The following is a 23,386-nucleotide window of genomic DNA, read 5'->3' as shown; positions in this document are numbered from 1 at the left end:
AAAGTTAACTTTAAGCTTAGCCTCCTCCCATCACTGCTGAGGAGTCAAGCATGTCGCCCTTCCAAACCCTGAACCTGCCCAACGGCCAGACCGTCGGCAACCGCATCGCCAAGGCGGCGATGGAAGAAAACCTCGCGGACGCCACGCAGGCGCCGGACCGCGCGCTGTTTCGCCTGTACCAGGCCTGGGCTGAGGGCGAGGCCGGGCTGCTGCTGACCGGTAACGTGATGATCGACCGCCGCGCCATGACCGGGCCGGCCGGTGTGGTGCTGGAGGATGAGCGCAATCTAGAGCGGTTCCGCGAGTGGGCACGCATCGGCCGCTCCGGGGGTGCGCACTTCTGGATGCAGCTCAATCATCCGGGCCGGCAGACCATGGCCAACCTCGGACAGCCGGCGCTCGCGCCGTCGGCAGTGGCCCTGGACTTGGGCAAGTTTTCGAAGATGTTCGCCGAGCCCATCCCGATGAGCGAAGCGGACATCGACGAGGTGATCCAGCGTTTCGCCACCAGCGCGGCGCTCGCGGAAAAAGCCGGTTTCAGTGGCGTGCAGATTCATGCCGCCCACGGTTACTTGCTCAGCCAGTTTCTGTCGCCGTTGACCAACCGCCGTACTGATCAATGGGGCGGCACGCTGGAAAACCGTGCGCGCTTGCTGCTCAAGGTGATCGACGCCGTGCGCCAGGCGGTGTCGCCCGGTTTTTGCGTGGCGGTGAAGCTCAACTCGGCGGATTTCCAGCGTGGTGGCTTCGATGCCGACGATGCGCGCCAGGTGATCGAGTGGCTCAACGACAAGCCGATCGACCTGCTGGAGTTGTCGGGCGGCAGTTACGAGGCACCGGCCATGCAGGGCGAAGCCCGGGACGGTCGGACGCTGGCGCGCGAGGCGTACTTTTTGGACATGGCCGGCGAATTGGCCAACGTGGCGCGCATGCCGGTGATGGTCACCGGCGGGATCCGTCGCCTGGCGGTGGTCGAGCAGGTCCTCGACAGCGGCATCGCCATGGCCGGCATCGGCACCGCGTTGGCGGTGGAACCGCATCTGGTCAAGCGCTGGCGCGAAGGCCAGGACAGCCACCCGCAATTGCCGCCGATTCGCTGGAAGCGCAAGCCACTGGCGGCGTTGGCGAACATGGCGGTGGTGAAATTCCAGATTCGCCGCTTGAGCCGCGGGCGCAAGCCCAAGCCCCAGGTGGCCGCGTGGTTGGCGTTGGTGCTGGACCAGGTGTATCTCGCCCGGCGGACCCGGCAGTATCGAAGTGCGATGGGTGGGGTGACAGGCAGCCCGCGTCATCGTTAGCGACCATCGCGGGCAAGCCCGCTCCCACAAAGGCCCGGTGTTCACTGCCCACTGTGGGAGCGAGCCTGCTCGCGATGGTGGCCGGGACGCCCCTGGGCATCAGGCAGCCCCCGTCATCGTTGAAGACCATCGCGAGCAGGCTCGCTCCCACAGGGGAATGCGGTCAACTGTGGGAGCGGGCTTGCCCGCGATGTTGGCCGGGACACCGCTGGGCGTCAGGCAGCCCGCGTCATCGTTGAAGACCATCGCGAGCAGGCTCGCTCCCACAGGGGAATGCGGTCAACTGTGGGAGCGGGCTTGCCCGCGATGCAAGCCCAGACACCGCTGGGTATCAGACGACCCGCGTCACCGTTGACGACCATCGCGAGCAAGCCCGCTCCCACAGGGGAATGCACTCCCACATCGGTTTGGTGTTCGCAGCCCCCACAATGGGGCGGTGTTCACAGGGGTTCGTCGATGTGCCGATACTCGGCCTGCAACTGCTGCGCCAGGCGTTTGCTGCGGCCCAGGCGGATCGGGCCGCGCTCGATGTCGATCAGCAAGGCCGGGCAATCCAGCGGGGCCAGGGTCGGGCCATCCTTCAAACGTCCATCGGTGACCACCAGCAGTCGCTGTTGCTCGGCCGGAAAGCGTTTTTTGCGCACGCTCATCCAACGCTCGGCTTCGTGCAACGCCGCCAGCAACGGCGTGCCGCCACCGGCGCCGAGGTTGTCGAGCCAGTGGCCCAGGCCGCGTGAGGCCTTCAGCCCCTGCACCTGCCATTTCGGCGCGGCGCCGCTGGCCGTCAACAGCGCCAGGCGTGCGCGCTGGCGGTACGCGTCATCGAACAGTTGCGCCAATAGCCCCTTGGCATCACTCAGCGCCCGATGGCGACGGGTCGAGGCCGAGGCGTCGACGATCACCAGCCACACCTCATGAGGCGAACGGGTGCGCAACTGGAACTCAAGGTCCTGGCGTTGACGCGGTCGGCCCTTGAGCAAGGTGCCTGGCCAGTTGACCGAGCCTTCACGCGCGGCCCGTCGTTTGCCTTGTTTGCCGTGCTCCAGGTGCCCGGCGCGGGGTCTGGCATTCGCCCCCGCGTGTGACCGGGGGCGAATGCCTAGGGCTTTTTTGGCCAGCTCGGCACTTCACGCCGAGCACCGACCGGCAGGGCCTGGGGCGGCATTTCGCCCCATTGGCCCTGGCCGGTGCCAGGCTGGTTGTCTTGCCGGGAAGGCGCCTGGGCGGGTTGCTCCGGTGCTGGCGGCGATGGTTCGCGACGCCGGTGGCGCAAGGCGAAATCAGCCACCGCATTGATGTCTTCCCCGGCAATCGCGTCCGCCCCGCGCCACGCCGCGTGGGCCCGGGCCGCCCGCAGCCAGACCAGGTCGGCACGCAGGCCGTCGACACCTGCAGCAAAGCAACGCTCGGTGATCTGCGCCAGGGCTTCGTCGTCCAGCGGGATGTTCGCCAACTGCCGCCGCGCCTGCTCGCAGCGCTCACGCAGCGCCTGTTGCTGCGCCTCCCAGTGCGCACAGAAACCCTGTGGGTCGCTGTCGAAATCCAGGCGGCGGCGGATGATCTGGCCCCGTTGCGCCGGCGCCGTATGCCCCCCGAGGGCGACGTTGAGGCCGAAGCGGTCGAGCAGTTGCGGGCGCAACTCGCCCTCCTCCGGGTTCATCGTGCCGATCAGCACGAACCGGGCCGGGTGGCGATGGGAAATGCCGTCCCGCTCGATCAGGTTGGTGCCACTGGCCGCCACGTCGAGCAGCAGGTCAACCAGGTGATCCGGCAGCAGATTGACCTCATCGACATACAGCACGCCGCCATCGGCCTTGGCCAGCACGCCGGGCGAGAACTGCGCACGCCCTTCGCTCAGGGCGGCGTCAAGGTCGAGGGTACCGACCAGACGCTCTTCGGTGGCGCCCAGGGGCAAGGTGACGAACTGGCCGCTGGCCAACAGGTCCGCCAGGCCGCGGGCCAGAGTGGACTTGGCCATGCCCCGCGGGCCTTCGATCAGCACACCGCCGATTTTCGGGTCGATGGCGGTCAGGTACAGGGCGAGTTTCAAGTCGTCGGCGCCGACCACGGCGGAGAGGGGGAAATGGGGGGTGTGGGTCATGGTTCAATCTCGGTCATGGTCGGTAACTGGTGAAGATGAAATACCTGTGGGAGCGAGCCTGCTCGCGATGGAGTGTCAGTCACATCGGAGCCGGCTGACAGTCCATCGCGAGCAGGCTCGCTCCCACAGGGCATGGGATGAGGACTGGTCAGCCATCTTCTTCTATATCCAGCAACAGGTTTTCCAGCGCCTCGCGGTACTCGCCCGGTTCCTGCCACATGCCCCGCTGCTGCGCTTCGAGCAGGCGCTCGGTCATGTCGCGCAGGGCGTGGGGGTTGTGCTCGCGCACGAAATCCCGGGTCGCCGGGTCGAGCAGGTAGGCGTCGGCCAGCAAGGCGTAGTGGTGATCGTCGATCAACTGGGTGGTCGCGTCGAAGGCGAACAGGTTGTCGACCGTCGCTGCCATCTCGAACGCGCCCTTGTAGCCGTGGCGCTTGACGCCCTCGAGCCACTTCGGGTTGGCCGCTCGCGAACGGATCACCCGGTTCAGTTCTTCCTTGAGCGTGCGGATCTTCGGCAGGTCCGGCTGGCTGTGATCGCCATGGTAACTGGCCGCCGCTGCTCCGCCGAGGCTTTCCACGGCGGCGAGCATGCCGCCCTGGAACTGGTAATAGTCATTGGAATCGAGCAGGTCGTGCTCGCGGTTGTCCTGGTTCTGCAACACCGCCTGCACCTGGCTCAGGCGCTGGGCGAACTGCTCGCGGGCGGCGGTGCCCTCGTCGGCACCGCCGTACGCATAGCCGCCCCAATTCAGGTACACCTCGGCCAGGTCTTCGCGGCTTTGCCACAGGCGACCGTCGATGGCGCCCTGCACCCCGGCGCCATAGGCCCCCGGTTTGGCACCGAAAATCCGCCAGCCGGCCTGGCGCCTTGCGGCATCTTCATCCAGCCCCGCCTGCACCAGGCTTGCGCGCTCGGCACGGACCTTGGCTGCCAGCGGGTTGAGGTCGTCCGGTTCGTCGAGCGCGGCCACTGCCTGCACTGCCGCATCGAACAGGCGGATCAGGTTGGCGAACGCATCACGGAAGAACCCGGACACGCGCAAGGTCACATCCACCCGCGGCCGATCGAGCAGGCTCAACGGCAGGATCTCGAAGTCGTCGACCCGCTGGCTGCCCGTGGCCCAGACCGGCCGCACGCCCATCAGGGCCATGGCCTGGGCGATGTCGTCGCCGCCGGTGCGCATGGTCGCGGTGCCCCACACCGACAGACCGAGCTGACGCAGGTGATCGCCATGGTCCTGCAGGTGCCGTTCGAGAATCAGGTTGGCCGACTGGAAGCCGATACGCCACGCGGTGGTGGTGGGCAGGTTGCGCACGTCCACCGAGTAGAAATTGCGCCCGGTGGGCAGCACATCGAGGCGACCACGGCTGGGGGCGCCGCTGGGGCCGGCGGGGACGAAGCGACCGCTGAGGGCATCGAGCAGACCGCGCATTTCAGCGGGGCCGCAGGCGTCGAGGCGTGGGGCGACGACTTCGTGCAGGTGGTCGAGGATGGCTTCGACCTCTGCCCAACCCGACCCCTGATTTGGGTTTGGATTCTGTGGGAGCGAGCCTGCTCGCGATGGTCTGTCAGTTACCTCCAATGTGTCTGATACACCATCGCGAGCAGGCTCGCTCCCACAGTGAAGGGGTGCGTTCAGCGTTTGTGAGATCAGTTGCGCGGCGAACAACTCCAACCGCTCACGGGTATCCCCCGCCGTGCGCCACAGCTCCGCACTGACCGCCAGCAACGCCTCCGGCCGCGGCCCGGTCCAGGCTTCGGCCAGTGCGCAATCGAGCGGGTCGAAACCCAACTCCAGCGCCTTGGCCAACGCCCGCAACAGGCTCGACTGCGCCCCGCGCCCGTCGCCGCGGGGAATGCGCAGCAGCGCCAGCAGTGTGTCGATGCGCAGGCGTCCGCTCGGTGATTCGCCGAAGATGTGCAGGCCATCGCGGATCTGCGATTCCTTCAAGTCGCACAGGTAGGTGTCCAGCCGGGGCAGCCAGATCGCCGCGTCGGCGTCGCTGTCCAGGGGTTCGTCCAGTTGCAGTTCGCGGTCGATGTGGCTGTCGCGCACCAGTTGCAGGATGTCGCGCTGCAATTCCCGGGCGCGCCGTGGATCGAGCAGTTGCGCTTCGTAATACTCGTCGGCCAACAGCTCCAGGTTGCGCAGCGGGCCGTAGGTTTCTGCGCGGGTCAGCGGCGGCATCAGGTGGTCGATGATCACCGCCTGCGTACGCCGCTTGGCCTGGGCGCCCTCGCCCGGGTCGTTGACGATGAACGGGTAGATGTTCGGCAGCGGGCCGAGCAGCGCGTCCGGCCAGCAGTTTTCTGACAGGCCGACGCCCTTGCCCGGCAGCCATTCCAGGTTGCCGTGCTTGCCGACGTGGATCACGCCATGGGCGCCGTAGGCCTGGCGCAACCAGAAATAGAACGCCAGGTAACCGTGTGGCGGCACCAGGTCGGGGTCGTGATAGACCGCGCTCGGGTCAACCTGATAACCCCGTGCCGGCTGGATGCCGACGAAGGTCAGGCCCAGGCGCAGCCCGGCGACCATCATTCGCCCGCCGCGGTACATCGGGTCTTGCTCGGGCGTGCCCCAGCGCTCCAGCACCGCCTGGCGGTTGGCCTCGGGCAAGGCGTCGAACAGGCGCTGGTAGTCATCCAGCGCCAGGCTTTGCTGGCAGGGCCGCTGATCGAGGCTGTCCAGATCATTGCTGACGCCGCCGAGCAGTTGCTGGATCAGCGCCGTGCCGCTGTCCGGCAGCTCGGCCGGCAGCGGATAACCCTGCTCACGCAGGGCGCGCAGGATGTTCAGCGCCGCCGCCGGGGTGTCGAGGCCGACGCCATTGCCAATGCGCCCATCCCGGGTCGGGTAATTGGCCAGGACCAGGGCAATGCGCTTGTCGCCGTTGGGCACCCGCGCCAGTTCGACCCAGCGTCGCGCCAGTTCGGCGACAAAATCCATGCGCTCCGGAGCCGCCCGGTAACACACCACGTCGGACTGGCTGCGCTCGCTGCGCCAGGCCAGGTCCTTGAAGCTGATCGGCCGGCTGATGATGCGCCCGTCCAGTTCCGGCAGCGCGATGTGCATCGCCAGGTCCCGCGGGCCGAGACCTTGCTCGCTGTCGCGCCAGCCCGGTTCGTTGTCCTGGGCGCAGATGGCCTGGATCACCGGGATGTTGCGCCGGAACGGACGCAGGTGCGGCGCCTCCGGGCTGGATTGGGCAAAGCCGGTGGTGTTGAGAATGACCGACGCCTGGACCTCGTCCAGCCAGTCCTCGACCACCGCCAGGCAACCGGGCTCCTTCAGGCTGGCCAGCGCCACCGGCAAGGGATTGAGCCCCGCCGCTTGCAGGCGCTGGCAAAACACGTCGATGAACCCGGTGTTGGCCGCCTGCAAGTGCGAGCGGTAGAACAGCACCGCCGCCACTGGCTGACCGCCCTGCCAGTCGGCTTGCCAGTCGCTCAGGGCCGCCGGGCTTTTACGTGGGTGGTAGATCGCCGTACGTGGCAGGGTTTGCGGCTCGCCCCACGCGTAATCACGGCCCAGCCAGCGATTGGCCAGGCAGCGAAACAGGTCCAGCGCGTTGGCCATGCCGCCCTGGCGCAGGTAATGCCAGAGCCGGTCTCGGTCTGGAGCAGCAACCGTGCTCAGGTCACTGAGTTCGGGATCGGGACGGTCATCGCCTGGCACCAGAATCAATTGCACGCCCCGGCGCGACAGCTCGATCATTTGCTCGACGCCATAGCGCCAATAGGCAATGCCACCATGCAACGAGATCAGGATGACCTTGGCATGGCGCAGCACCTCGTCGACATACAGGTCGACCGAGGCGTGATTCTGCACCTGCATCGGGTTGGCCAGGCGCACGCTGGGGTAGTCGTCGGGCAGTTGCTGCGCTGCTTCGGCGAGCAAGGCCAGGCTCGAGTCGCCGCTGCACAGGATCACCAGCTCAGCGGGGGTTTGTCCAAGGTCGGCAATGTTGTCATCCGACACGAAACCGCCGGGCTGGGTCCTGAGCAGGTGCATGGGTTAAACGCTGAGCGCGGCGCGCAGCTGCGCTTCGAGTTTCGCCGCGTCCAGCTCCTGGCCGATCAGCACCAGGCGCGTGGTGCGCGCTTCGTCGCTGTTCCACTTACGGTCGAAGTGCTTGTCGAAACGCGTGCCCACGCCCTGGATCAGCAGGCGCATCGGCTTGTTCGGGATCGCCGCGAAACCCTTGACCCGCAGGATGTCGTGCTGCACCACCAACTGGGTCAGCGCATCGAGCAACAGGCTTTCGTCGGCCTGGGGCAGCTCGATGGAGATGGAGTCGAACGCGTCGTGGTCGTGATCGTCCTCACCTTCGTGGTGGTGATCGTGGTGGCTGTGGCGGCTGTCGATGTGCTCCTCAGAACCGGCGCCCAGGCCGATCAGCACATCCAGCGGCAGACGACCGCTGCTGGCTTCGATGATCTTCACCGCTGGCGGCAGTTCCTCGGCGACTTCCTGGCGCACACGAGCCAGGTCTTCGGCGTTGATCAGGTCAGCCTTGTTGAGGATCACCAGGTCGGCGCTGGCCAGTTGGTCGGCGAACAGTTCGTGCAGCGGCGACTCGTGATCCAGGTTCGGATCGAGCTTGCGCTGGGCGTCCACTTGATCGGGGAATGCGGCAAAGGTGCCGGCGGCCACGGCCGGACTGTCGACTACGGTGATCACCGCATCAACTGTGCAGGCGCTGCGGATTTCCGGCCACTGGAAGGCTTGCACCAGCGGTTTGGGCAAGGCCAGGCCGCTGGTTTCGATGAGGATGTGGTCCAGATCGCCACGGCGCGCTACCAGTTCGCGCATCACCGGGAAGAACTCCTCCTGGACGGTACAGCACAGGCAACCGTTGGCCAGTTCGAACACGCGGCCCACGGCTTCTTCCTCGGTGCAGCCGATGGAGCATTGCTTGAGGATTTCGCCATCAATGCCCAGCTCGCCGAATTCGTTAACGATCACCGCGATGCGCCGGCCTTCGGCGTTGTCGAGCATGTGCCGCAGCAAGGTGGTCTTGCCCGAGCCGAGGAAGCCGGTGACGATGGTGACGGGGAGTTTGGCCAGTGTTTTCATCGGATGCCCTTTGGCAAGGTGGCGGGCATACGGGACGACGAGCGCTGCAATCCAAGTGCGCGCAAGCATTTCGCCACCGGATCACCCCGCCCGGTTGTAGTGAGAATCTGTTTCGAGGCAGGTCTCCTGGCTGACAGTGTGCCGGGCGATGGGCCCGGCATTCGCTGCGCCTTCCCGCGAACCCGTTGTGCAGGGTTTGCAGTGGCGTGGCAGCGAACATCACCGTTCACAGTTGCGGGGGCAGCCGCGGCATCGACCGCGTTCCCTTCTTAGCTTCGCCAATGGCGAAGAACCTCGTGGGGACAAGGCTACGCATCGTGTTGGGGCGGGTCAAATTCTTGTGCTGGCAGGTCGGACGCCATCGCGAGCAAGCTCGCTCCTACAGGGGGAGGTGAACGCAGACCCACTGTAGGAGCGGGCTTGCCCGCGATGGGGTCTACGCGGTCTCGATTGACGGCAAAGCCGCCCCATGCTCTCCTACACACTTTGTTACGGGTGCCCTTCACAGGGTGAAACGGGAAACCGGTGAATCATGTGCTTTACTCAAGGCCATGTCAGTCCGGTGCTGCCCCCGCAACGGTAAGCGAGCGAAGAATCACAGCCACTGTGCCGGCCACCGGCATGGGAAGGCGATTCTTGCAGGTTCGGGCTCTGGTCCAAGCCCCTCGTGAGCCCGGAGACCGGCCCGCAACACAACGTGACGTTACGATCACGAAAACAACAAACCCGCGGTGGGCGGGCGCTGTTCGAACCTCTGCGTGCCCGATACGCAGGGTCCCTGCATGCGCTCCCGTCACCCTGACAGAACAGAGGGAAGCGCCATGTCGATCATCAGCAGCACCGGCCACACATCCGCCAGCACCACCACGACCACCCTGACCCAACGCCTGACCGCCGCCGTCTGCGCGTCGATCCTGGGCGCGTGCCTGGTCTACTTCGCCGGTTTCTCGCACATCGAGGCGGTGCACAACGCTGCCCACGATACCCGTCACAGCGCCGCGTTCCCGTGCCATTGAGACCTGACGACATGATCAAGCGTATCGCGCAAACCGCAGGGTTTTCCGGCCTGCTGGCCGCCCTGCTGCTGACCCTGCTGCAAAGCTTTTGGGTTTCGCCGCTGATTCTGCAGGCCGAGACCTACGAAAAATCCGAACCTGCCGCCGTCGAAGTCCACGAACACGCCGCCGGCACCGCCGCCCACAGCCACGATGCCGAAGCCTGGGAGCCCGAAGACGGCTGGCAGCGCGTGCTGTCCACCACCGGTGGCAATCTGGTGGTTGCAGTCGGTTTCGCCCTGATGCTCGCGGGCCTCTACACCCTGCGCGCACCGACCAAGACTTCCCAGGGCCTGCTCTGGGGCCTGGCCGGTTATGCCACCTTCGTCCTCGCCCCGACCCTCGGTTTGCCGCCGGAATTGCCAGGCACCGCTGCAGCGGATCTGGCGCAGCGGCAAATGTGGTGGATCGGCACAGCCGCCTCCACCGCCGTCGGTATTGCCCTGGTCGCATTTGGTCGGCATTGGCTGATGAAGCTGCTGGGCCTGGCAATCATCGCTGTGCCGCATGTGATTGGCGCGCCGCAGCCGGAAGTGCATTCGATGCTCGCACCAGAAGCCCTGGAAGCGCAGTTCAAGATCGCTTCGCAACTGACCAACGTGGCGTTCTGGCTGGCCCTGGGCCTGATCAGCGCCTGGTTGTTCCGCCGCAAGAGCGATGGCCAATACCACGCATGACCGATCCAAGCACAGCGCCGACCCTGGTGGTCGGCCTGGGCTGTCAGCGCGGCTGCCCGGCCAGCACGCTGCGGGCCCTGCTCGACCAGGCGCTCCAGGCGCATCAGATCGGCCTCGGGCAGGTCAAGGCCCTGGCCAGCATCGACCTCAAGCGTGAAGAACCGGGCCTGCTCGAATTGGCCGCGCAGCTGCAACTGCCGCTGACGTATTTCAGCAGCGAACAATTGGCGGTCTTTGAGCCCAGGCTCAGTCATCATTCGCAAATCGCGTTCGAACGCACCGGCTGCTACGGCGTCGCCGAAAGCGCCGCTCTGGCCCTCGCCGAACGACTGGCCGGCACGCCCGCCTCCCTGCTGATCACGCGACAAAAATACGCCCAGGCCACCCTGGCATTGGCCTGTACCACGTAAAACCCCGATAATCCCCACCCTCGATCATGAGCAATCTTCATCTGAAGCGTTGCCCTGCTCCCTTTTCTGACAGGAAACGACGATGACCGTCTACTTCATTGGCGCCGGCCCCGGCGACCCGGAACTGATCACCGTCAAAGGCCAGCGGCTGATCCGCAGCTGCCCGGTGATCATCTACGCCGGCTCCCTGGTGCCCGCCGCCGTGCTGGAGGGCCACAGCGCCGAACAGGTGGTCAACAGCGCCGAACTGCACCTGGAACAGATCATCGAGCTGATCAAGGCCGCCCATGCCGAGGGCCAGGACGTGGCGCGGGTGCACTCTGGCGATCCTTCGCTGTATGGCGCGATTGGCGAGCAGATTCGCTACCTGCGTGAGCTGGATATCCCGTTCGAGATCGTTCCTGGCGTAACCGCGACGGCGGCCTGCGCGGCCTTGCTGGGCGCCGAACTGACCCTGCCGGATGTGTCGCAGAGCGTGATCCTGACCCGCTACGCCGACAAGACGGCAATGCCCGCCGGTGAGGAACTGGCCAGCCTGGCACAGCATGGGGCGACCATGGCGATTCATCTGGGGGTCAAGCATTTGCCGAAGATCCTCGCCGAGCTGTTACCGCACTACGGCGCAGATTGTCCGATTGCGGTGGTTCACCGGGCGACCTGGCCGGATCAGGACTGGGTGGTGGGGACGATCGAGGACATCGCGGCGAAGGTCGAGGCCAAGGGGTTTCGGCGTACGGCGTTGATCCTGGTTGGGCGGGTGCTGGGCAGTGAGCAGTTCAGTGAGTCGTCGTTGTATCGGGCTGGGCATGCGCATTTGTATCGCCCTTGAGAACATCTCGCGAGCAGGCTCGCTCCCACAATAGGCCTGCGTTCACCCATCCAATGTGGGAGCGGGCTTGCCCGCGATGGGGCCCTCGAATTTCACCCATAAAAAAACGGCGCTCACGGGGCGCCGTTTTTTCATGCCGCAGCGAACACCTTAGTAGTAGGCGTTTTCTTTCTGCGTGTGGTCGGTCACGTCGCGAACGCCCTTGAGCTCGGGGATGCGCTCGAGCAAGGTGCGCTCGATGCCTTCCTTCAAGGTCACGTCGGCCTGGCCGCAGCCCTGGCAGCCGCCGCCGAATTGCAGCACGGCGATGCCGTCCTCGACCACGTCGATCAGGCTGACCTGGCCGCCGTGGCTGGCCAGCCCCGGGTTGATCTCGGTTTGCAGGTAGTAGTTGATGCGCTCGTTGATCGGGCTGTCGGCGTTGACCATCGGCACCTTGGCGTTGGGCGCCTTGATGGTCAGTTGGCCGCCCATGCGATCGGTAGCGTAGTCGACCACGGCGTCATCGAGGAACGCTTCGCTGAACGAGTCGATGTAGGCGGTGAAGCTTTTCAGCCCCAGCGCGGTGTCTTCGGGTTTTTCCTCGCCCGGCTTGCAATAGGCAATGCAGGTCTCGGCGTATTGGGTGCCAGGCTGGGTGATGAAGACGCGGATGCCGATGCCCGGGGTGTTCTGCTTGGAGAGCAGATCGGCCAGGTAATCGTGGGCGGCGTCGGTGATAGTAATAGCAGTCATGGAAACTCCTCACAGGCTTGGGCGCAGTTTACGCCAATCATCGCGCCGTACAAAGTCCTAGTATTTTTGTCGGGAAAGACTACCGTCATTTTCCTCTCGCTGTAGGCCGTCGATCCGCTGTTTTAGCCACCGATAGCTGCATTTTTCCACCCATTCGTAACTTGCCCACGACCCCACGGCAATCGCTGCCACGCACACCGCGAACATCACGTAGGGGTTTACCCCGTAACGTTGTGCGATAAAACCTCCCGCTGACAACACCAGCACGTGCATCAGGTACACCGAGTAGGAACAGTCGCCGAGCCATTTCAGCAACCGACGCTTCTCGAAGAAGCGTTCCAGCGCCATGCACGCCATGACCAGCACCGCACTGGGCAGGCCCCAGGCGAAAAACCGCGGGTTCGGTGGCAGGTAGTAGATCGCCAGCAGCGCAACGCCGATGCCCAGCAGCGGCAGACTCAAGCCCGGCTTGATCCAGCCCCTGCGGTACATCATGCCGATGGCCATGCCCAGCAGGAACTCGTAGACGATGTCCGAGCGGTAGAACCCGCTGATCCAGCCGTAGCCGGTCCATGCCTGGCACACGGCGAACAGCAGCGCGGCGACGATCAGCAGCCGCCATTGCCGGCGGAACAGCAGCGCCCAGGCGAACAGCAGGTAGAACAGCATTTCGTAGTTGAGTGTCCAGCCAACGTTCAGCGTCGGATAGATCCCGTAGCCGCCGGGGTTCTGCGTCGGGATAAACAGCAGGGACAAGAGGAAATGCGACCAGTCGACCGTCTGGTCCGGCAACACCGGCTGGGCGAACACCACCAGCAGCGCCATCAGCGCCGTGTACAGCCAGTACGCCGGCACGATGCGAAACAATCGAATACAGCAGGAAACGCCCCGGCGGCAGCGACTTGCCCTGGGTGGACAGGAAGATCACCAGGCCGCTGATGACAAAGAACACATCGACACCCACCGCGCCCTTGTCGATGAACAACTGGCCAATCGGGCCTCGGGCCTTGAAGTCGAAGAAAATCTGCATGAAGTGGTGGCAGACCACCATCCAGGCCGCGAGGGCGCGCAGGGCCTGTACCGAAATCAACATTGATGGGCTCTCCGGCTGAGCCTCTGTGGGAGCGAGCCTGCTCGCGATGGTGTGTCAGTCGACACCGATGTCACAGATAACCCATCGCGAGCAGGCTCGCTCCCACAGAGGTTTGGCAGTGTCTATGAAATCCGACACCACCGCCCCGGCAAAAGTCGATCAAAGATTCTCGTAGCGATTCATGTCCAGCACGCCCTCTTCCACCGGGTCGGTCTCGTGCAGGTACTGGCTCAGATCATGGAAATAGAACCAGAATTGCGGATGACTGCGGCGGATGCCCCAACGTTCGACGATTTTCTCGAAACGATTGGCGTCCTTGGCGTTTTCCATGGCCTCGACAAATGCCGGCACCTGGGCGGCGGGAATGTTGAACATGAAGTTCGGGTAGCTGCTGAGCACGCCCGGGAAGATCGTCAGGGTATCCAGGCCCGGCTGATAGCGCAGCGACTCGCCGAGCAGGAACGCCACGTTGCTATGGGCGCGGTTGCGCAGCAGGCTGTAGACCTCGCGTTTGCCATGACTGGTCTCGATGCGCAGCATGGTGGCTTCCGGCAACTGGTCGATGACTTTCAGCCCGGCGGCCGGACGCGAGGTCAGGCGGCTCAATACCTGTTCGGCACTCTGCAGCTCGGGGTCGATGTTGGGACGCGAGCAATAGGCGCCGTCGCAGCGGTTGATCGGGTCCGGCTTAGCGTTCAGCTCGCCATAACGCACCAGCAATTGCTGGGCGAAATCGTACTTGGGGTCCTTGGCATCGAGTTTCAGCGCCGTGGGCTTGTCGTCGTCGATGTCCTCGTAGTCCATCCACATCTTGATCTTGCCGCTGTTCTGGTACCAGTCGTCGAGGTAACCCTCGCGCGAATCGGCCGGCATCAGACGCAGGAAGTTCAGCTCGGCGCCGTTTCGGATCAAATCGAAGTACAGGCGCGTCTGCGCCTGGTGGGACACGTTGCCGAACACGTCGAAGTTCACCGCCAGCTGGTAATAGGTGCGCTCCAGCAGCGGATAGTCGAACAACCACATCGTCTGTGGCACTTCGCCGATCAGGCCCTTGGTCACGGCGGCGCTGTCGAAATGGCGGAAGATGCTCAACAGCGCGTTGTCGTTGCCTGCCCACAGGGTCGACCAGCTCGGCGCCGGCAGGTCGGCGTAGCTGTCACGGCGCAGGGCTTCGTATTCGTTGCGTTTGTCGCGGTAGTCGTGCCACAGGCTCAGGACGCTGCCGACATCGTCGTTCTGTCCCGGCATCGCCAACAAAGGCGTGGCCTGGCCGCGATAATTCGGGTCAGTGATGTACAGGTCGTGCTCCGGTGCCTGGAACAGGGCCCAGAAGTTGTCGCGAATCACGTCCGTGGCAATCTGCCCGCGGCACACCGGGCCACGAATGAAGGTATCCACGAAGTATTCGGCGTTATCGAGCATGAACTGGTAGCGCGCCTGGGCCGGGATGGCCTCGAAGGTGGCGAACGGGTTGGCCCGACGCTCCGGCCCATAGCCCGGCAAGGCATTGACCTGCCAGTGGCCGTTGTAGAACAGGCTCTTGACCCGCGCCATCTTCGCCGCGCTCAGCGGATAGGTGATGTGGGTCTTGTGCACGATCACGCCCTGCACCGGCCACAGCCGGTAGTAGAACACCGTACCGGGATCGTCGTTGGGGCGACGAGTGTTGATCACGTCGATGGGCTGGCCGGTCGGCGTGCGCGAACGCACCCACTGGAAGAAATGCCCGGGCTCGCCGTCCTTGAAATAGATATGCGCAAGGAACCAGTGCTCGTACAACCAGCGGCCCACGAGGCTCTCGCGGGCACCTGGGGCGTTGAGCAGGTTCTCCCACTGCACCACCTGCATGGCTTCCTTGGCGCTGGGCACCAGGCCCTTTTCATCAATAGGTGCACCGGACGCCAGCCAGCGTTGCAGCGTCTGGTACTGTTGGTCGGTCAGGCCGGTGACAGCCAGCGGCATGCCTTGCCCCGGATGGCTGCTGGCGTAGGTGTCGAACTCGGTCGGCATGGCGCAGGTGTTTTCGCGGTTCAGGCCCAGGACGATGTCTTCCGGCAGCTTGGCATTGGGCTGCAACGGCGTTTTGTGGCCGAATTCGAGCATCCGCGCCATCAGTGCTGCCTGGCTGCCCTGGGCATCAAGCACTGAATAGAAGCCCTTCTGCTGCCAGGCACGCTTGCCGGTGGCGTCATAAAACAGCCGGGTAGGCGTCGCTGCCTGGGTGCGCTCACCGTCGTAGACCGGCGATTTGCTCGCGCCCCGTGCCGCACCTTCGCCACTGCCCAGGTTGAGCTGGCAGGCGGAGTCGTAGCAGGCATGGCAGGCCACGCACTTCTCGGTGAAGATCGGTTGGATATCGCGGGTATAGGAAATTCCCGGCGAGGCCGGCAGGCCCTGCGCCACGGCGCCCCAGCTTAAAAGCAGCAATACACTGCCGATGACGACGCGATACGACATGGTCTGTTCCCGATCCTTGAAAAAACGCCGCGATTGTACAGATCCGGCCGCCCCACCAACATGAGTGATATTCATGAAAAAGCCGCACATGCTCTAAAAGCACGCAGGTTTGCTATGATCCCGCTCCTTCGTAATGGTCTTTCCGAGTAGTTCTAATGTCCGATCGCAGCCTTCGCCTTCAAGCTCTCAAGCACGCCCTCAAAGAGCGCATCCTGATTCTCGATGGCGGCATGGGCACGATGATCCAGAGCTACAAGCTCGAAGAACAGGATTACCGTGGCAAACGCTTCGCCGACTGGCCGAGCGACGTCAAGGGTAACAACGACCTGCTGGTGCTGACCCGTCCGGACGTGATCGGCGGCATCGAGAAAGCCTATCTGGATGCCGGCGCCGACATCCTGGAAACCAACACCTTCAACGCCACGCGCATTTCCATGGCCGACTATGGCATGGAAGGCCTGACCTACGAACTGAACGTAGAAGGCGCTCGCCTGGCGCGCAAGGTCGCCGACGCGAAAACCCTGGAGACGCCGGACAAGCCGCGCTTCGTCGCCGGCGTGCTCGGCCCTACCAGCCGCACCTGCTCGCTGTCTCCGGACGTGAACAACCCCGGCTACCGCAACGTGACCTTCGACGAACTGGTGGAGAACTACACCGAGTCGACCAAGGGCCTGATCGAAGGCGGCGCCGACCTGATCCTGATCGAAACCATCTTCGACACCCTCAACGCCAAGGCGGCGATCTTCGCCGTGCAGGGCGTGTTCGAAGAGCTGGGCATCGAATTGCCGATCATGATTTCCGGCACCATCACCGATGCCTCCGGCCGCACCCTGTCCGGGCAGACCACCGAAGCGTTCTGGAACTCGGTGGCCCACGCCAAGCCGATCTCGGTCGGCCTCAACTGTGCGCTGGGCGCCAGTGAGCTGCGCCCGTATCTGGAAGAGCTGTCGACCAAGGCCAGCACCCACGTTTCCGCCCACCCGAACGCCGGCCTGCCGAACGAGTTCGGCGAGTACGACGAACTGCCCGCGCAAACCGCCAAGGTCATCGAGGAATTCGCCCAGAGCGGTTTCCTCAACATCGTCGGCGGCTGCTGCGGCACCACGCCGGGCCATATCGAAGCCATCGCCAAGGCCGTGGCCGGTTATGCCCCGCGCCAGATCCCGGATATTCCCAAGGCCTGCCGTCTGTCGGGCCTGGAGCCGTTCACCATTGATCGCCAGTCGCTGTTCGTCAACGTCGGCGAGCGCACCAACATCACCGGTTCCGCCAAGTTCGCCCGCCTGATCCGTGAAGACAACTACACCGAAGCCCTGGAAGTCGCCCTGCAACAGGTCGAAGCCGGCGCCCAGGTGATCGACATCAACATGGACGAAGGCATGCTCGACTCGAAGAAGGCCATGGTGACCTTCCTCAACCTGATTGCCGGCGAGCCGGACATCTCCCGCGTGCCGATCATGATCGACTCCTCGAAGTGGGAGGTGATCGAAGCCGGCCTCAAGTGCATCCAGGGCAAGGGCATCGTCAACTCGATCAGCATGAAGGAAGGCGTCGAGCAGTTCATTCACCACGCCAAGCTGTGCAAGCGCTACGGCGCGGCGGTGGTGGTGATGGCGTTCGACGAAGTCGGCCAGGCCGACACCGAAGCGCGCAAGAAAGAAATCTGCAAACGCTCCTACGACATCCTGGTCAACGAAGTCGGCTTCCCTCCGGAAGACATCATCTTCGACCCGAACATCTTCGCCGTGGCCACCGGCATCGAAGAGCACAACAACTATGCCGTGGACTTCATCAACGCCTGTGCCTACATCCGTGACGAGCTGCCCTACGCGCTGACCTCGGGCGGCGTGTCCAACGTGTCGTTCTCGTTCCGCGGCAACAACCCGGTGCGCGAGGCGATCCACTCGGTGTTCCTGCTGTATGCGATCCGCAACGGCCTGTCGATGGGTATCGTCAACGCCGGCCAGCTGGAGATCTACGACCAGATCCCGGTGGAACTGCGCGACGCCGTGGAAGACGTGATCCTCAACCGCACCCCGGAAGGCACGGACGCCCTCCTCGCCATCGCCGACAAGTACAAGGGCGACGGCAGCACCAAGGAAGCCGAGACCGAAGAGTGGCGCAACTGGGACGTCAACAAGCGCCTGGAGCATGCCTTGGTCAAGGGCATCACCACCCACATCGTCGAAGACACCGAAGAGTCGCGTCTGTCGTTCGCCCGTCCGATCGAAGTGATCGAGGGGCCGCTGATGGCGGGCATGAACATCGTCGGTGACCTGTTCGGCGCCGGCAAGATGTTCCTGCCGCAGGTGGTGAAATCCGCCCGCGTGATGAAGCAGGCGGTGGCGCACCTGATCCCGTTCATCGAACTGGAGAAAGGCGACAAGCCGGAGGCCAAGGGCAAGATCCTCATGGCGACGGTCAAGGGCGACGTGCATGACATCGGCAAGAACATCGTTGGCGTGGTGCTGGGCTGCAACGGCTATGACATCGTCGACCTGGGCGTGATGGTGCCGGCGGAGAAGATTCTGCAGGTGGCCAAGGAAGAGAAATGCGACATCATTGGCCTGTCCGGCCTGATCACCCCGTCGCTGGACGAAATGGTCCACGTGGCGCGTGAGATGCAGCGCCAGGACTTCCACCTGCCGTTGATGATTGGCGGTGCGACCACCTCCAAGGCGCACACGGCGGTGAAGATCGAGCCCAAGTACAGCAACGATGCGGTGGTGTATGTCACCGACGCCTCCCGCGCCGTCGGCGTGGCCACGCAGTTGTTGTCCAAGGAGCTGAAGGCCGGTTTCGTCGAGAAGACCCGTGAGGAATACGTTGAGGTGCGCGAGCGTACCGCCAACCGCAGCGCCCGTACCGAGCGCCTGAGCTACGCCGCCTCGATCGCGAAGAAACCGCAGTTCGACTGGAGCACCTACACCCCGGTCAAACCGACGTTTACCGGTACCAAGGTGCTGGATAACATCGACCTCAAGGTGCTGGCCGAGTACATCGACTGGACGCCGTTCTTCATCTCCTGGGACCTGGCCGGCAAATTCCCGCGCATCCTCCAGGACGAGGTGGTGGGCGAAGCGGCCACCGCGCTGTACGCCGACGCCCAGGAAATGCTCGCCAAGCTGATCGACGAGAAACTGATCAGCGCCCGTGCGGTGTTCGGTTTCTGGCCGGCCAACCAGGTGCGTGATGATGACATCGAGCTGTATGGCGATGACGGCAAGCCATTGGCCAAGCTGCATCACCTGCGCCAGCAGATCATCAAGACCGACGGCAAGCCGAACTTCTCCCTGGCTGACTTCGTCGCACCCAAGGACAGCGAGCTGACCGACTACGTGGGTGGTTTCATCACCACCGCTGGTATCGGCGCCGAAGAAGTGGCCAAGGCTTATCAGGACGCTGGCGACGACTACAACTCGATCATGGTCAAGGCCCTCGCCGACCGCCTGGCCGAAGCCTGCGCCGAGTGGCTGCACCAGCAGGTGCGCAAGGAGCACTGGGGTTACGCCAAGGACGAGGCCCTGGACAACGAGGCCCTGATCAAGGAGCAATACAGCGGCATCCGCCCTGCTCCCGGCTACCCGGCCTGCCCGGATCACACCGAGAAAGCCACCCTGTTCGCCCTGCTCGACCCCGAAGCCGCCGAAATGCGCGCCGGCCGCAGCGGCGTGTTCCTCACCGAACACTACGCCATGTTCCCGGCGGCCGCCGTCAGCGGCTGGTACTTCGCCCACCCGCAGGCGCAATACTTCGCCGTCGGCAAGATCGACAAGGACCAGGTGCAGAGCTACACCTCGCGCAAGGGCCAGGAGCTGAGCGTGACCGAACGCTGGCTGGCGCCGAACCTGGGTTATGACGATTGATTGCTTGATCTGCAATCCGTCCTGTAGGAGCGAGCTTGCTCGCGATGAGGCCGTGTCAGTCACCCTCTCTGTTGGATGACACACCGCCATCGCGGGCAAGCCCGCTCCCACAGGTCCGTTATTCCCCCAGGAATGGGTTGGGGCTTATTCCTCCATCGCCACCCACTCGGGATTGGCGAGCCATCGTTCGATGTTGTCTCGCGAAATGCCCAGGGCGCTGTTGCTGCCCACCCGGTCGAGGTGGCCCAGGAGGCGGTTGAGGGTGTCGGTCGAGAGATAGCGCATGATGCCGAACAACTGCGTGCCCACCAGCAGTTGATCGTGGCTGCCATCGAAGGCTTCGACCGGTATCTCGTTGATCGGATTGCCCGCCAGGTTCAGCACCTCGAGGCTCGGTGCCTGTAACACGCCGTCGGGCCATTGGTGCAGGTCGTTGCCATTCAGGTGCAGGCTGTTCAGCAGCGGTGGAATGGGGCCGTCGAAACGGTTCAACTGATTGAAATTCAGCTCCAGGTGACGCAGGCCAGGCAAGCTCTCAAGGTCGGTGCCGTTGAATGCCTTGATGCGGTTGTAGCTCAGGCGCAGAGTCTCCAGCCGGGGCTTTGCCCCCAAATCCTGCGCAAGGATCGCCAGGTCGCTGAAGCGGTTGCTGGACAAGCCCAGCGCTTGCAGGCGGGTCAGGCCAGCAGCGGCCTGGGGCAGGCGCTCCAAGCGGTTGAGGCCCAAGTCCAGCGAACACAGTTGGCTGAACGCCGGCAGAAAGCCACCCAGGTCATTCTCCTGCAATCCATTGCCGCGCAGGTTCAGCGACTGCACGTGATCGAACCCGGCAGGCAATTGGGGCAACTCCCCCAACCCGTCGATGTTGGATAAGTCCAGCGTATTCGCATTCTCGCCAGCCGCTTCGCGCAAGCCCCTTTTCCAGCACGCCAGGATTTTCTCTGCCGCCTCACTGCGCCGCTGCGAGGAACTCCAGCGTCCGCCGTAAAGCGGATGGCCCGTGCGCCTGGAGAAAATCCAGCCATTCAATTGGCGGGTGACGGCTTCGAAACGTTGCCCCCAGGCTTCGATATGCGCATTGACCCAGGCGTCCGTCACGCCCACACGCCACCCCTCGATCACGGCCATGGCCTCGCCCTCGGTCAACGCGGGATCAACCCTGCGCAGGCGCCGGACAAACGACGCCGTACTTTGTTCGGCAGGCAGCCTGGGCGGCAACAGCAGCAATCGACTGGCGAGCAACGTGCCGTTTTCAAAGGGGCGTATGGTGTGTTCCGGCACCGGTTCGCGGAAAAACCGCGCCAGCGTCGCGTCGGGCAAGCCCAACGTCGATTCGCAGCGCTGCCAGGCCAACTGCAATTGTTGCCGGGCGGTTTCCGACAACGGCGCGCCGCTCAGGTTGGTGTTGATCAGCAGTTCATCACGCGCCAGGGCCTCGGGAGGCAGTTCGCGAATGCGCGTGGCACGCAGGTCGAGCCAGTCCAGGTGCCACAGGGTGTCCGCCCCGGTTGGCCACTCCTGCAACTGCGTGCCCTTCAGGATCAGCACTTCAAGCTGGGTCATGGCGCTGACATCGAGCTGGTACAGCGGGTTATCCGACAGGTCGAGGTTCAGCAGGTGGCCCGCGTTTTCACGGGCAATCGGGTTGGTGATCAATCGGTTGCTGCGCAAGTCGAGGTTGATCACCCCGGAAAAATTGCGCAGCAGCGTACGAATCTGCTGGTCGGTGGAGCTCGGTACGCGCAAGCGCAACGTCGTCACATGGGAAAAATCTGCGGTGAGCGTGGGCAATGGCTCGTCACACACCAGTTCAAGCTGCCGGTAAGCGGCGTTTTCTTCGGCGAAAGGCCGGCCGCGCCAGGTATTGCGCAAACTCAGCGCCACCTCGGCCTTCTGCTCTACGTTGCCGCCCTGCGTCACCCAACTCTCCAGGGTTTGCTCGAGCGCCAGCCATTGCTCGCGCAACTGTTCAAGCATCTGCAGGATCTGCGCGTCGCTCTGCCCGGACCTGATCAAGGCCAGGACGATACCGTTGGCCTCGGCCATTTCCAGGTCCGGATACAAATGCTGCAAGCGCAGCACCAACGCAATGTTCAGTCCGGAGGAGCCGAGCATCCCTTCGCCACTGGCGGGATAACCCAGCAGGTTCTTGCGGATTCGACGCGGTGGCTGGAAGCGACGTTTTCCGGGTCCTTGGGGCGCCGATACCGCTGCGCCGTCGGCCAGGCCGAGTGCCTGGCGCGCCCGCGCCCCGCTCGCGCGCCCACGTCGAACATAGCAGCGAGCCTCCTTGTGCAGGGCACGCGGCACCCGGTCAGTGCTTTTGAGTGTGGTTATGTCTCCGCCGGAGGCATGGGCCAGTATGTCCTGCGCCGCAGCGTCGCTCAGCCCGGGGTGGAACCGTTGCAGCTTGTCGATCAGAGGCAAGCCCTGGGTACGGTGGCGATAAAACTGATTGAACAACGACGGTCGTCGAGCGCGGACAGCCGCGGCAATCTGCTCACGCAAAACCTGCGGATGCCAGACCCGCTCCCGCGCGGCATCGGCCCCCAGCAACTCAGCGCGCTCGCTGTCGTCCAAGGCCTCGAGAACGCGCGCCGGCATCTGTCCGCTCAACACGTCGAAACGGCTCAGGCGAATCGCCGGTTTCGGCGGCTGGCTTGCACGGCCGTATTCGACTCGCACCCCGGTCAACCCAGGGGAATCGAAGATTTGCAGGGTGCGCCCGACGGGCCAGCCCGGCAACTCGGGGACCAGGGGCAGTACGTGCAGGCAACGCTCGTCAATGTGTGCTCCGCTCACCACCTGCTCGATCACATGAGTGACATCCCGCTCGGCAGTGAACAGCCGCAAAGTATCCACCAGCTCAGGGGGCGGCAGACCATTGTCCATATGCATGCGGCGCAAGGCGTTGTCGCTGGTCTCGCTGATGTCGGCGATCTGCAGCAATTGCTCGTCGGACCAGGCGTCGCTCAGGTGGCCGATGCGCCGCAACAGCTTCAAGCGGTTCCAGGCCAACGGGTTTTCCAGCACATGGCGCCAGGCGCCCGCCCGGTTGTGGGTCAGCACGGGTTGATAGGCCTGCGGGTCTTTGGGGTGCCGGATCCGCCAGCGCTTGAGGTCGCGGTCGTAGGTCTGCTCAAAGACCTTGCCGTCGATGCGGATATAGGTCTTGTCGTCCAACTCGTAGCGGCCCATGGCATCCGGTCCGCTGTCGGGTTCGAAGGTGGCCGGAGCGGCAAAATCGGGCGTTTCATAACCCGCCAGGTCCGCCCGGCTCAGGCGGGTGTTGCCGTCGGGCAAGGTGACCGGGTGCAAGTCCTCGATCACAGCCGGCGCGGGTGCCACGGACAGCTTCGCCAGTCCCTTGCCGACGCCGGCCGTGACGCCCATCAACACCAGGTTCTGCGCAACATCGAGCAAATGCGCCTTGGCCGCCATACGGTCGCCCTCGCCCCACTCGACCACCCCGGCAATCGACTCCTCCAGCAACTGACACGCCACCAGCGTCATCGTCACTTCACCCAGCACCGGCACGAACATCGACACCGCCCCCAGCACCAGCATGCCGATGTCGAGCAGGCGGGCGAACAGTTGCTTGCGCACCCGCGCGTCAATCTCGGCCGAGGGCACGGCGTAACTGCGCGCGTCCGCCATCATTCGCTCGCGATAGCGATCGAACAGGCAGCTCCAGAGATCGACGTTGTCTTCGCGATCCTTGTCCAGCGGCACGAATAATGGGGCGAGAAACGGTTGTGGATTAGCCACTTGGCGGATCGTGGGCG

The 23,386-nt window shown here is 64.2% G+C and carries 13 protein-coding genes, 1 pseudogene and 2 riboswitches; of the genes and pseudogenes, 6 read left to right on the top strand and 8 right to left on the bottom strand.

Features of this window, described 5'->3' with window-relative positions; translation table 11 throughout:
• The first annotated feature begins 50 nt into the window (after window positions 1–50).
• Complete coding sequence (locus tag ABVN20_RS24075) at window positions 51–1,298, top strand: NADH:flavin oxidoreductase/NADH oxidase family protein (RefSeq protein WP_368558250.1); 1,248 nt, start codon at window positions 51–53, stop codon at window positions 1,296–1,298.
• A 440-nt stretch (window positions 1,299–1,738) separates the two neighbouring features.
• On the opposite strand, the gene ABVN20_RS24070 is transcribed toward ABVN20_RS24075, so the two are convergent.
• From ABVN20_RS24070 to cobW, 4 genes are all read right to left on the bottom strand, one after another.
• Entirely contained in the window at window positions 1,739–2,416 is a 678-nt protein-coding gene (locus ABVN20_RS24070; RefSeq protein ID WP_368558710.1) for a VWA domain-containing protein, read from the bottom strand.
• Window positions 2,398–3,399, bottom strand: coding sequence for an ATP-binding protein (locus ABVN20_RS24065; RefSeq protein WP_368558249.1), 1,002 nt, complete (start codon window positions 3,397–3,399; stop codon window positions 2,398–2,400). The genes ABVN20_RS24070 and ABVN20_RS24065 overlap by 19 nt, the downstream gene beginning before the upstream one ends.
• Window positions 3,400–3,547: 148 nt before the next feature.
• The gene (cobN, locus tag ABVN20_RS24060) at window positions 3,548–7,414 is read right to left on the bottom strand and encodes a cobaltochelatase subunit CobN (RefSeq protein WP_368558248.1); all 3,867 of its coding nucleotides are present in this window, start codon (window positions 7,412–7,414) and stop codon (window positions 3,548–3,550) included.
• Window positions 7,415–7,417: 3 nt separating this feature from the next.
• Window positions 7,418–8,479, bottom strand: a complete 1,062-nt coding sequence (gene cobW, locus ABVN20_RS24055; RefSeq protein ID WP_368558247.1) for a cobalamin biosynthesis protein CobW — start codon at window positions 8,477–8,479, stop codon at window positions 7,418–7,420.
• 98 nt (window positions 8,480–8,577) lie between these two features.
• Window positions 8,578–8,791: riboswitch (cobalamin riboswitch) on the bottom strand.
• Between the two features lie 164 nt (window positions 8,792–8,955).
• A riboswitch (cobalamin riboswitch) is annotated at window positions 8,956–9,183 on the top strand.
• A 117-nt stretch (window positions 9,184–9,300) separates the two neighbouring features.
• Between cobW and ABVN20_RS24050 the strand changes: the two genes are divergently transcribed.
• From ABVN20_RS24050 to cobM, 4 genes are all read left to right on the top strand, one after another.
• A complete protein-coding gene (locus ABVN20_RS24050; RefSeq protein WP_368558246.1) occupies window positions 9,301–9,495 on the top strand; it encodes a CbtB-domain containing protein in 195 nt (64 codons plus the stop codon).
• 11 nt (window positions 9,496–9,506) lie between these two features.
• Window positions 9,507–10,211 carry a CbtA family protein gene (locus ABVN20_RS24045; protein ID WP_368558245.1) on the top strand — a complete coding sequence of 235 codons (705 nt, stop codon included), beginning with the start codon at window positions 9,507–9,509 and terminating at the stop codon, window positions 10,209–10,211.
• Window positions 10,208–10,621, top strand: a complete 414-nt coding sequence (locus ABVN20_RS24040) for a cobalamin biosynthesis protein (RefSeq protein WP_368558244.1) — start codon at window positions 10,208–10,210, stop codon at window positions 10,619–10,621. The genes ABVN20_RS24045 and ABVN20_RS24040 overlap by 4 nt, the downstream gene beginning before the upstream one ends.
• 82 nt (window positions 10,622–10,703) lie before the next feature.
• Window positions 10,704–11,450 (top strand): precorrin-4 C(11)-methyltransferase, encoded by a 747-nt coding sequence (cobM, locus tag ABVN20_RS24035; RefSeq protein ID WP_368558243.1) that lies wholly within the window; start codon window positions 10,704–10,706, stop codon window positions 11,448–11,450.
• A 150-nt stretch (window positions 11,451–11,600) separates the two neighbouring features.
• Here cobM and nfuA read toward each other — a convergent pair whose 3' ends face one another.
• The 3 genes and pseudogenes from nfuA to ABVN20_RS24020 all read right to left on the bottom strand — a co-directional run bounded on the left by nfuA (window position 11,601) and on the right by ABVN20_RS24020 (window position 15,735).
• Window positions 11,601–12,185 carry a Fe-S biogenesis protein NfuA gene (gene nfuA / locus ABVN20_RS24030; protein WP_007959519.1) on the bottom strand — a complete coding sequence of 195 codons (585 nt, stop codon included), beginning with the start codon at window positions 12,183–12,185 and terminating at the stop codon, window positions 11,601–11,603.
• Window positions 12,186–12,242: 57 nt separating this feature from the next.
• Window positions 12,243–13,278 (bottom strand): annotated as a pseudogene (locus tag ABVN20_RS24025) (acyltransferase family protein).
• Window positions 13,279–13,437: 159 nt separating this feature from the next.
• A complete protein-coding gene (locus ABVN20_RS24020) occupies window positions 13,438–15,735 on the bottom strand; it encodes a fatty acid cis/trans isomerase (protein ID WP_368558242.1) in 2,298 nt (765 codons plus the stop codon).
• A 155-nt stretch (window positions 15,736–15,890) separates the two neighbouring features.
• Here ABVN20_RS24020 and metH point away from each other — a divergent pair, with 155 nt between their 5' ends.
• Window positions 15,891–19,601 (top strand): methionine synthase, encoded by a 3,711-nt coding sequence (metH, locus tag ABVN20_RS24015; protein WP_368558241.1) that lies wholly within the window; start codon window positions 15,891–15,893, stop codon window positions 19,599–19,601.
• A gap of 144 nt (window positions 19,602–19,745) precedes the next feature.
• Here the strand turns inward: metH and ABVN20_RS24010 are convergent, their stop codons facing one another.
• A complete protein-coding gene (locus tag ABVN20_RS24010) occupies window positions 19,746–23,369 on the bottom strand; it encodes a leucine-rich repeat domain-containing protein (protein ID WP_368558240.1) in 3,624 nt (1,207 codons plus the stop codon).
• Window positions 23,370–23,386 lie beyond the last annotated feature (17 nt).

The organism is Pseudomonas sp. MYb118, from assembly GCF_040947875.1.
In the GTDB taxonomy this organism is placed as follows: Bacteria; Pseudomonadota; Gammaproteobacteria; order Pseudomonadales; family Pseudomonadaceae; genus Aquipseudomonas.
Note: the sequence above shows the minus strand (reverse complement) of the source record. Positions and strands in the feature narration are given on the sequence as shown.

What these genes read in the sequence shown, in the direction of transcription:
- ABVN20_RS24075 (WP_368558250.1), top strand. Translation starts at nt 51, where the DNA reads ATGTCGCCCTTCCAAACCCTGAACCTGCCCAACGGCCAGACCGTCGGC.
- ABVN20_RS24065 (WP_368558249.1), bottom strand. Translation starts at nt 3,399, where the DNA reads ATGACCCACACCCCCCATTTCCCCCTCTCCGCCGTGGTCGGCGCCGAC.
- cobN (WP_368558248.1), bottom strand. Translation starts at nt 7,414, where the DNA reads ATGCACCTGCTCAGGACCCAGCCCGGCGGTTTCGTGTCGGATGACAAC.
- cobW (WP_368558247.1), bottom strand. Translation starts at nt 8,479, where the DNA reads ATGAAAACACTGGCCAAACTCCCCGTCACCATCGTCACCGGCTTCCTC.
- ABVN20_RS24050 (WP_368558246.1), top strand. Translation starts at nt 9,301, where the DNA reads ATGTCGATCATCAGCAGCACCGGCCACACATCCGCCAGCACCACCACG.
- ABVN20_RS24045 (WP_368558245.1), top strand. Translation starts at nt 9,507, where the DNA reads ATGATCAAGCGTATCGCGCAAACCGCAGGGTTTTCCGGCCTGCTGGCC.
- ABVN20_RS24040 (WP_368558244.1), top strand. Translation starts at nt 10,208, where the DNA reads ATGACCGATCCAAGCACAGCGCCGACCCTGGTGGTCGGCCTGGGCTGT.
- cobM (WP_368558243.1), top strand. Translation starts at nt 10,704, where the DNA reads ATGACCGTCTACTTCATTGGCGCCGGCCCCGGCGACCCGGAACTGATC.
- nfuA (WP_007959519.1), bottom strand. Translation starts at nt 12,185, where the DNA reads ATGACTGCTATTACTATCACCGACGCCGCCCACGATTACCTGGCCGAT.
- ABVN20_RS24020 (WP_368558242.1), bottom strand. Translation starts at nt 15,735, where the DNA reads ATGTCGTATCGCGTCGTCATCGGCAGTGTATTGCTGCTTTTAAGCTGG.
- metH (WP_368558241.1), top strand. Translation starts at nt 15,891, where the DNA reads ATGTCCGATCGCAGCCTTCGCCTTCAAGCTCTCAAGCACGCCCTCAAA.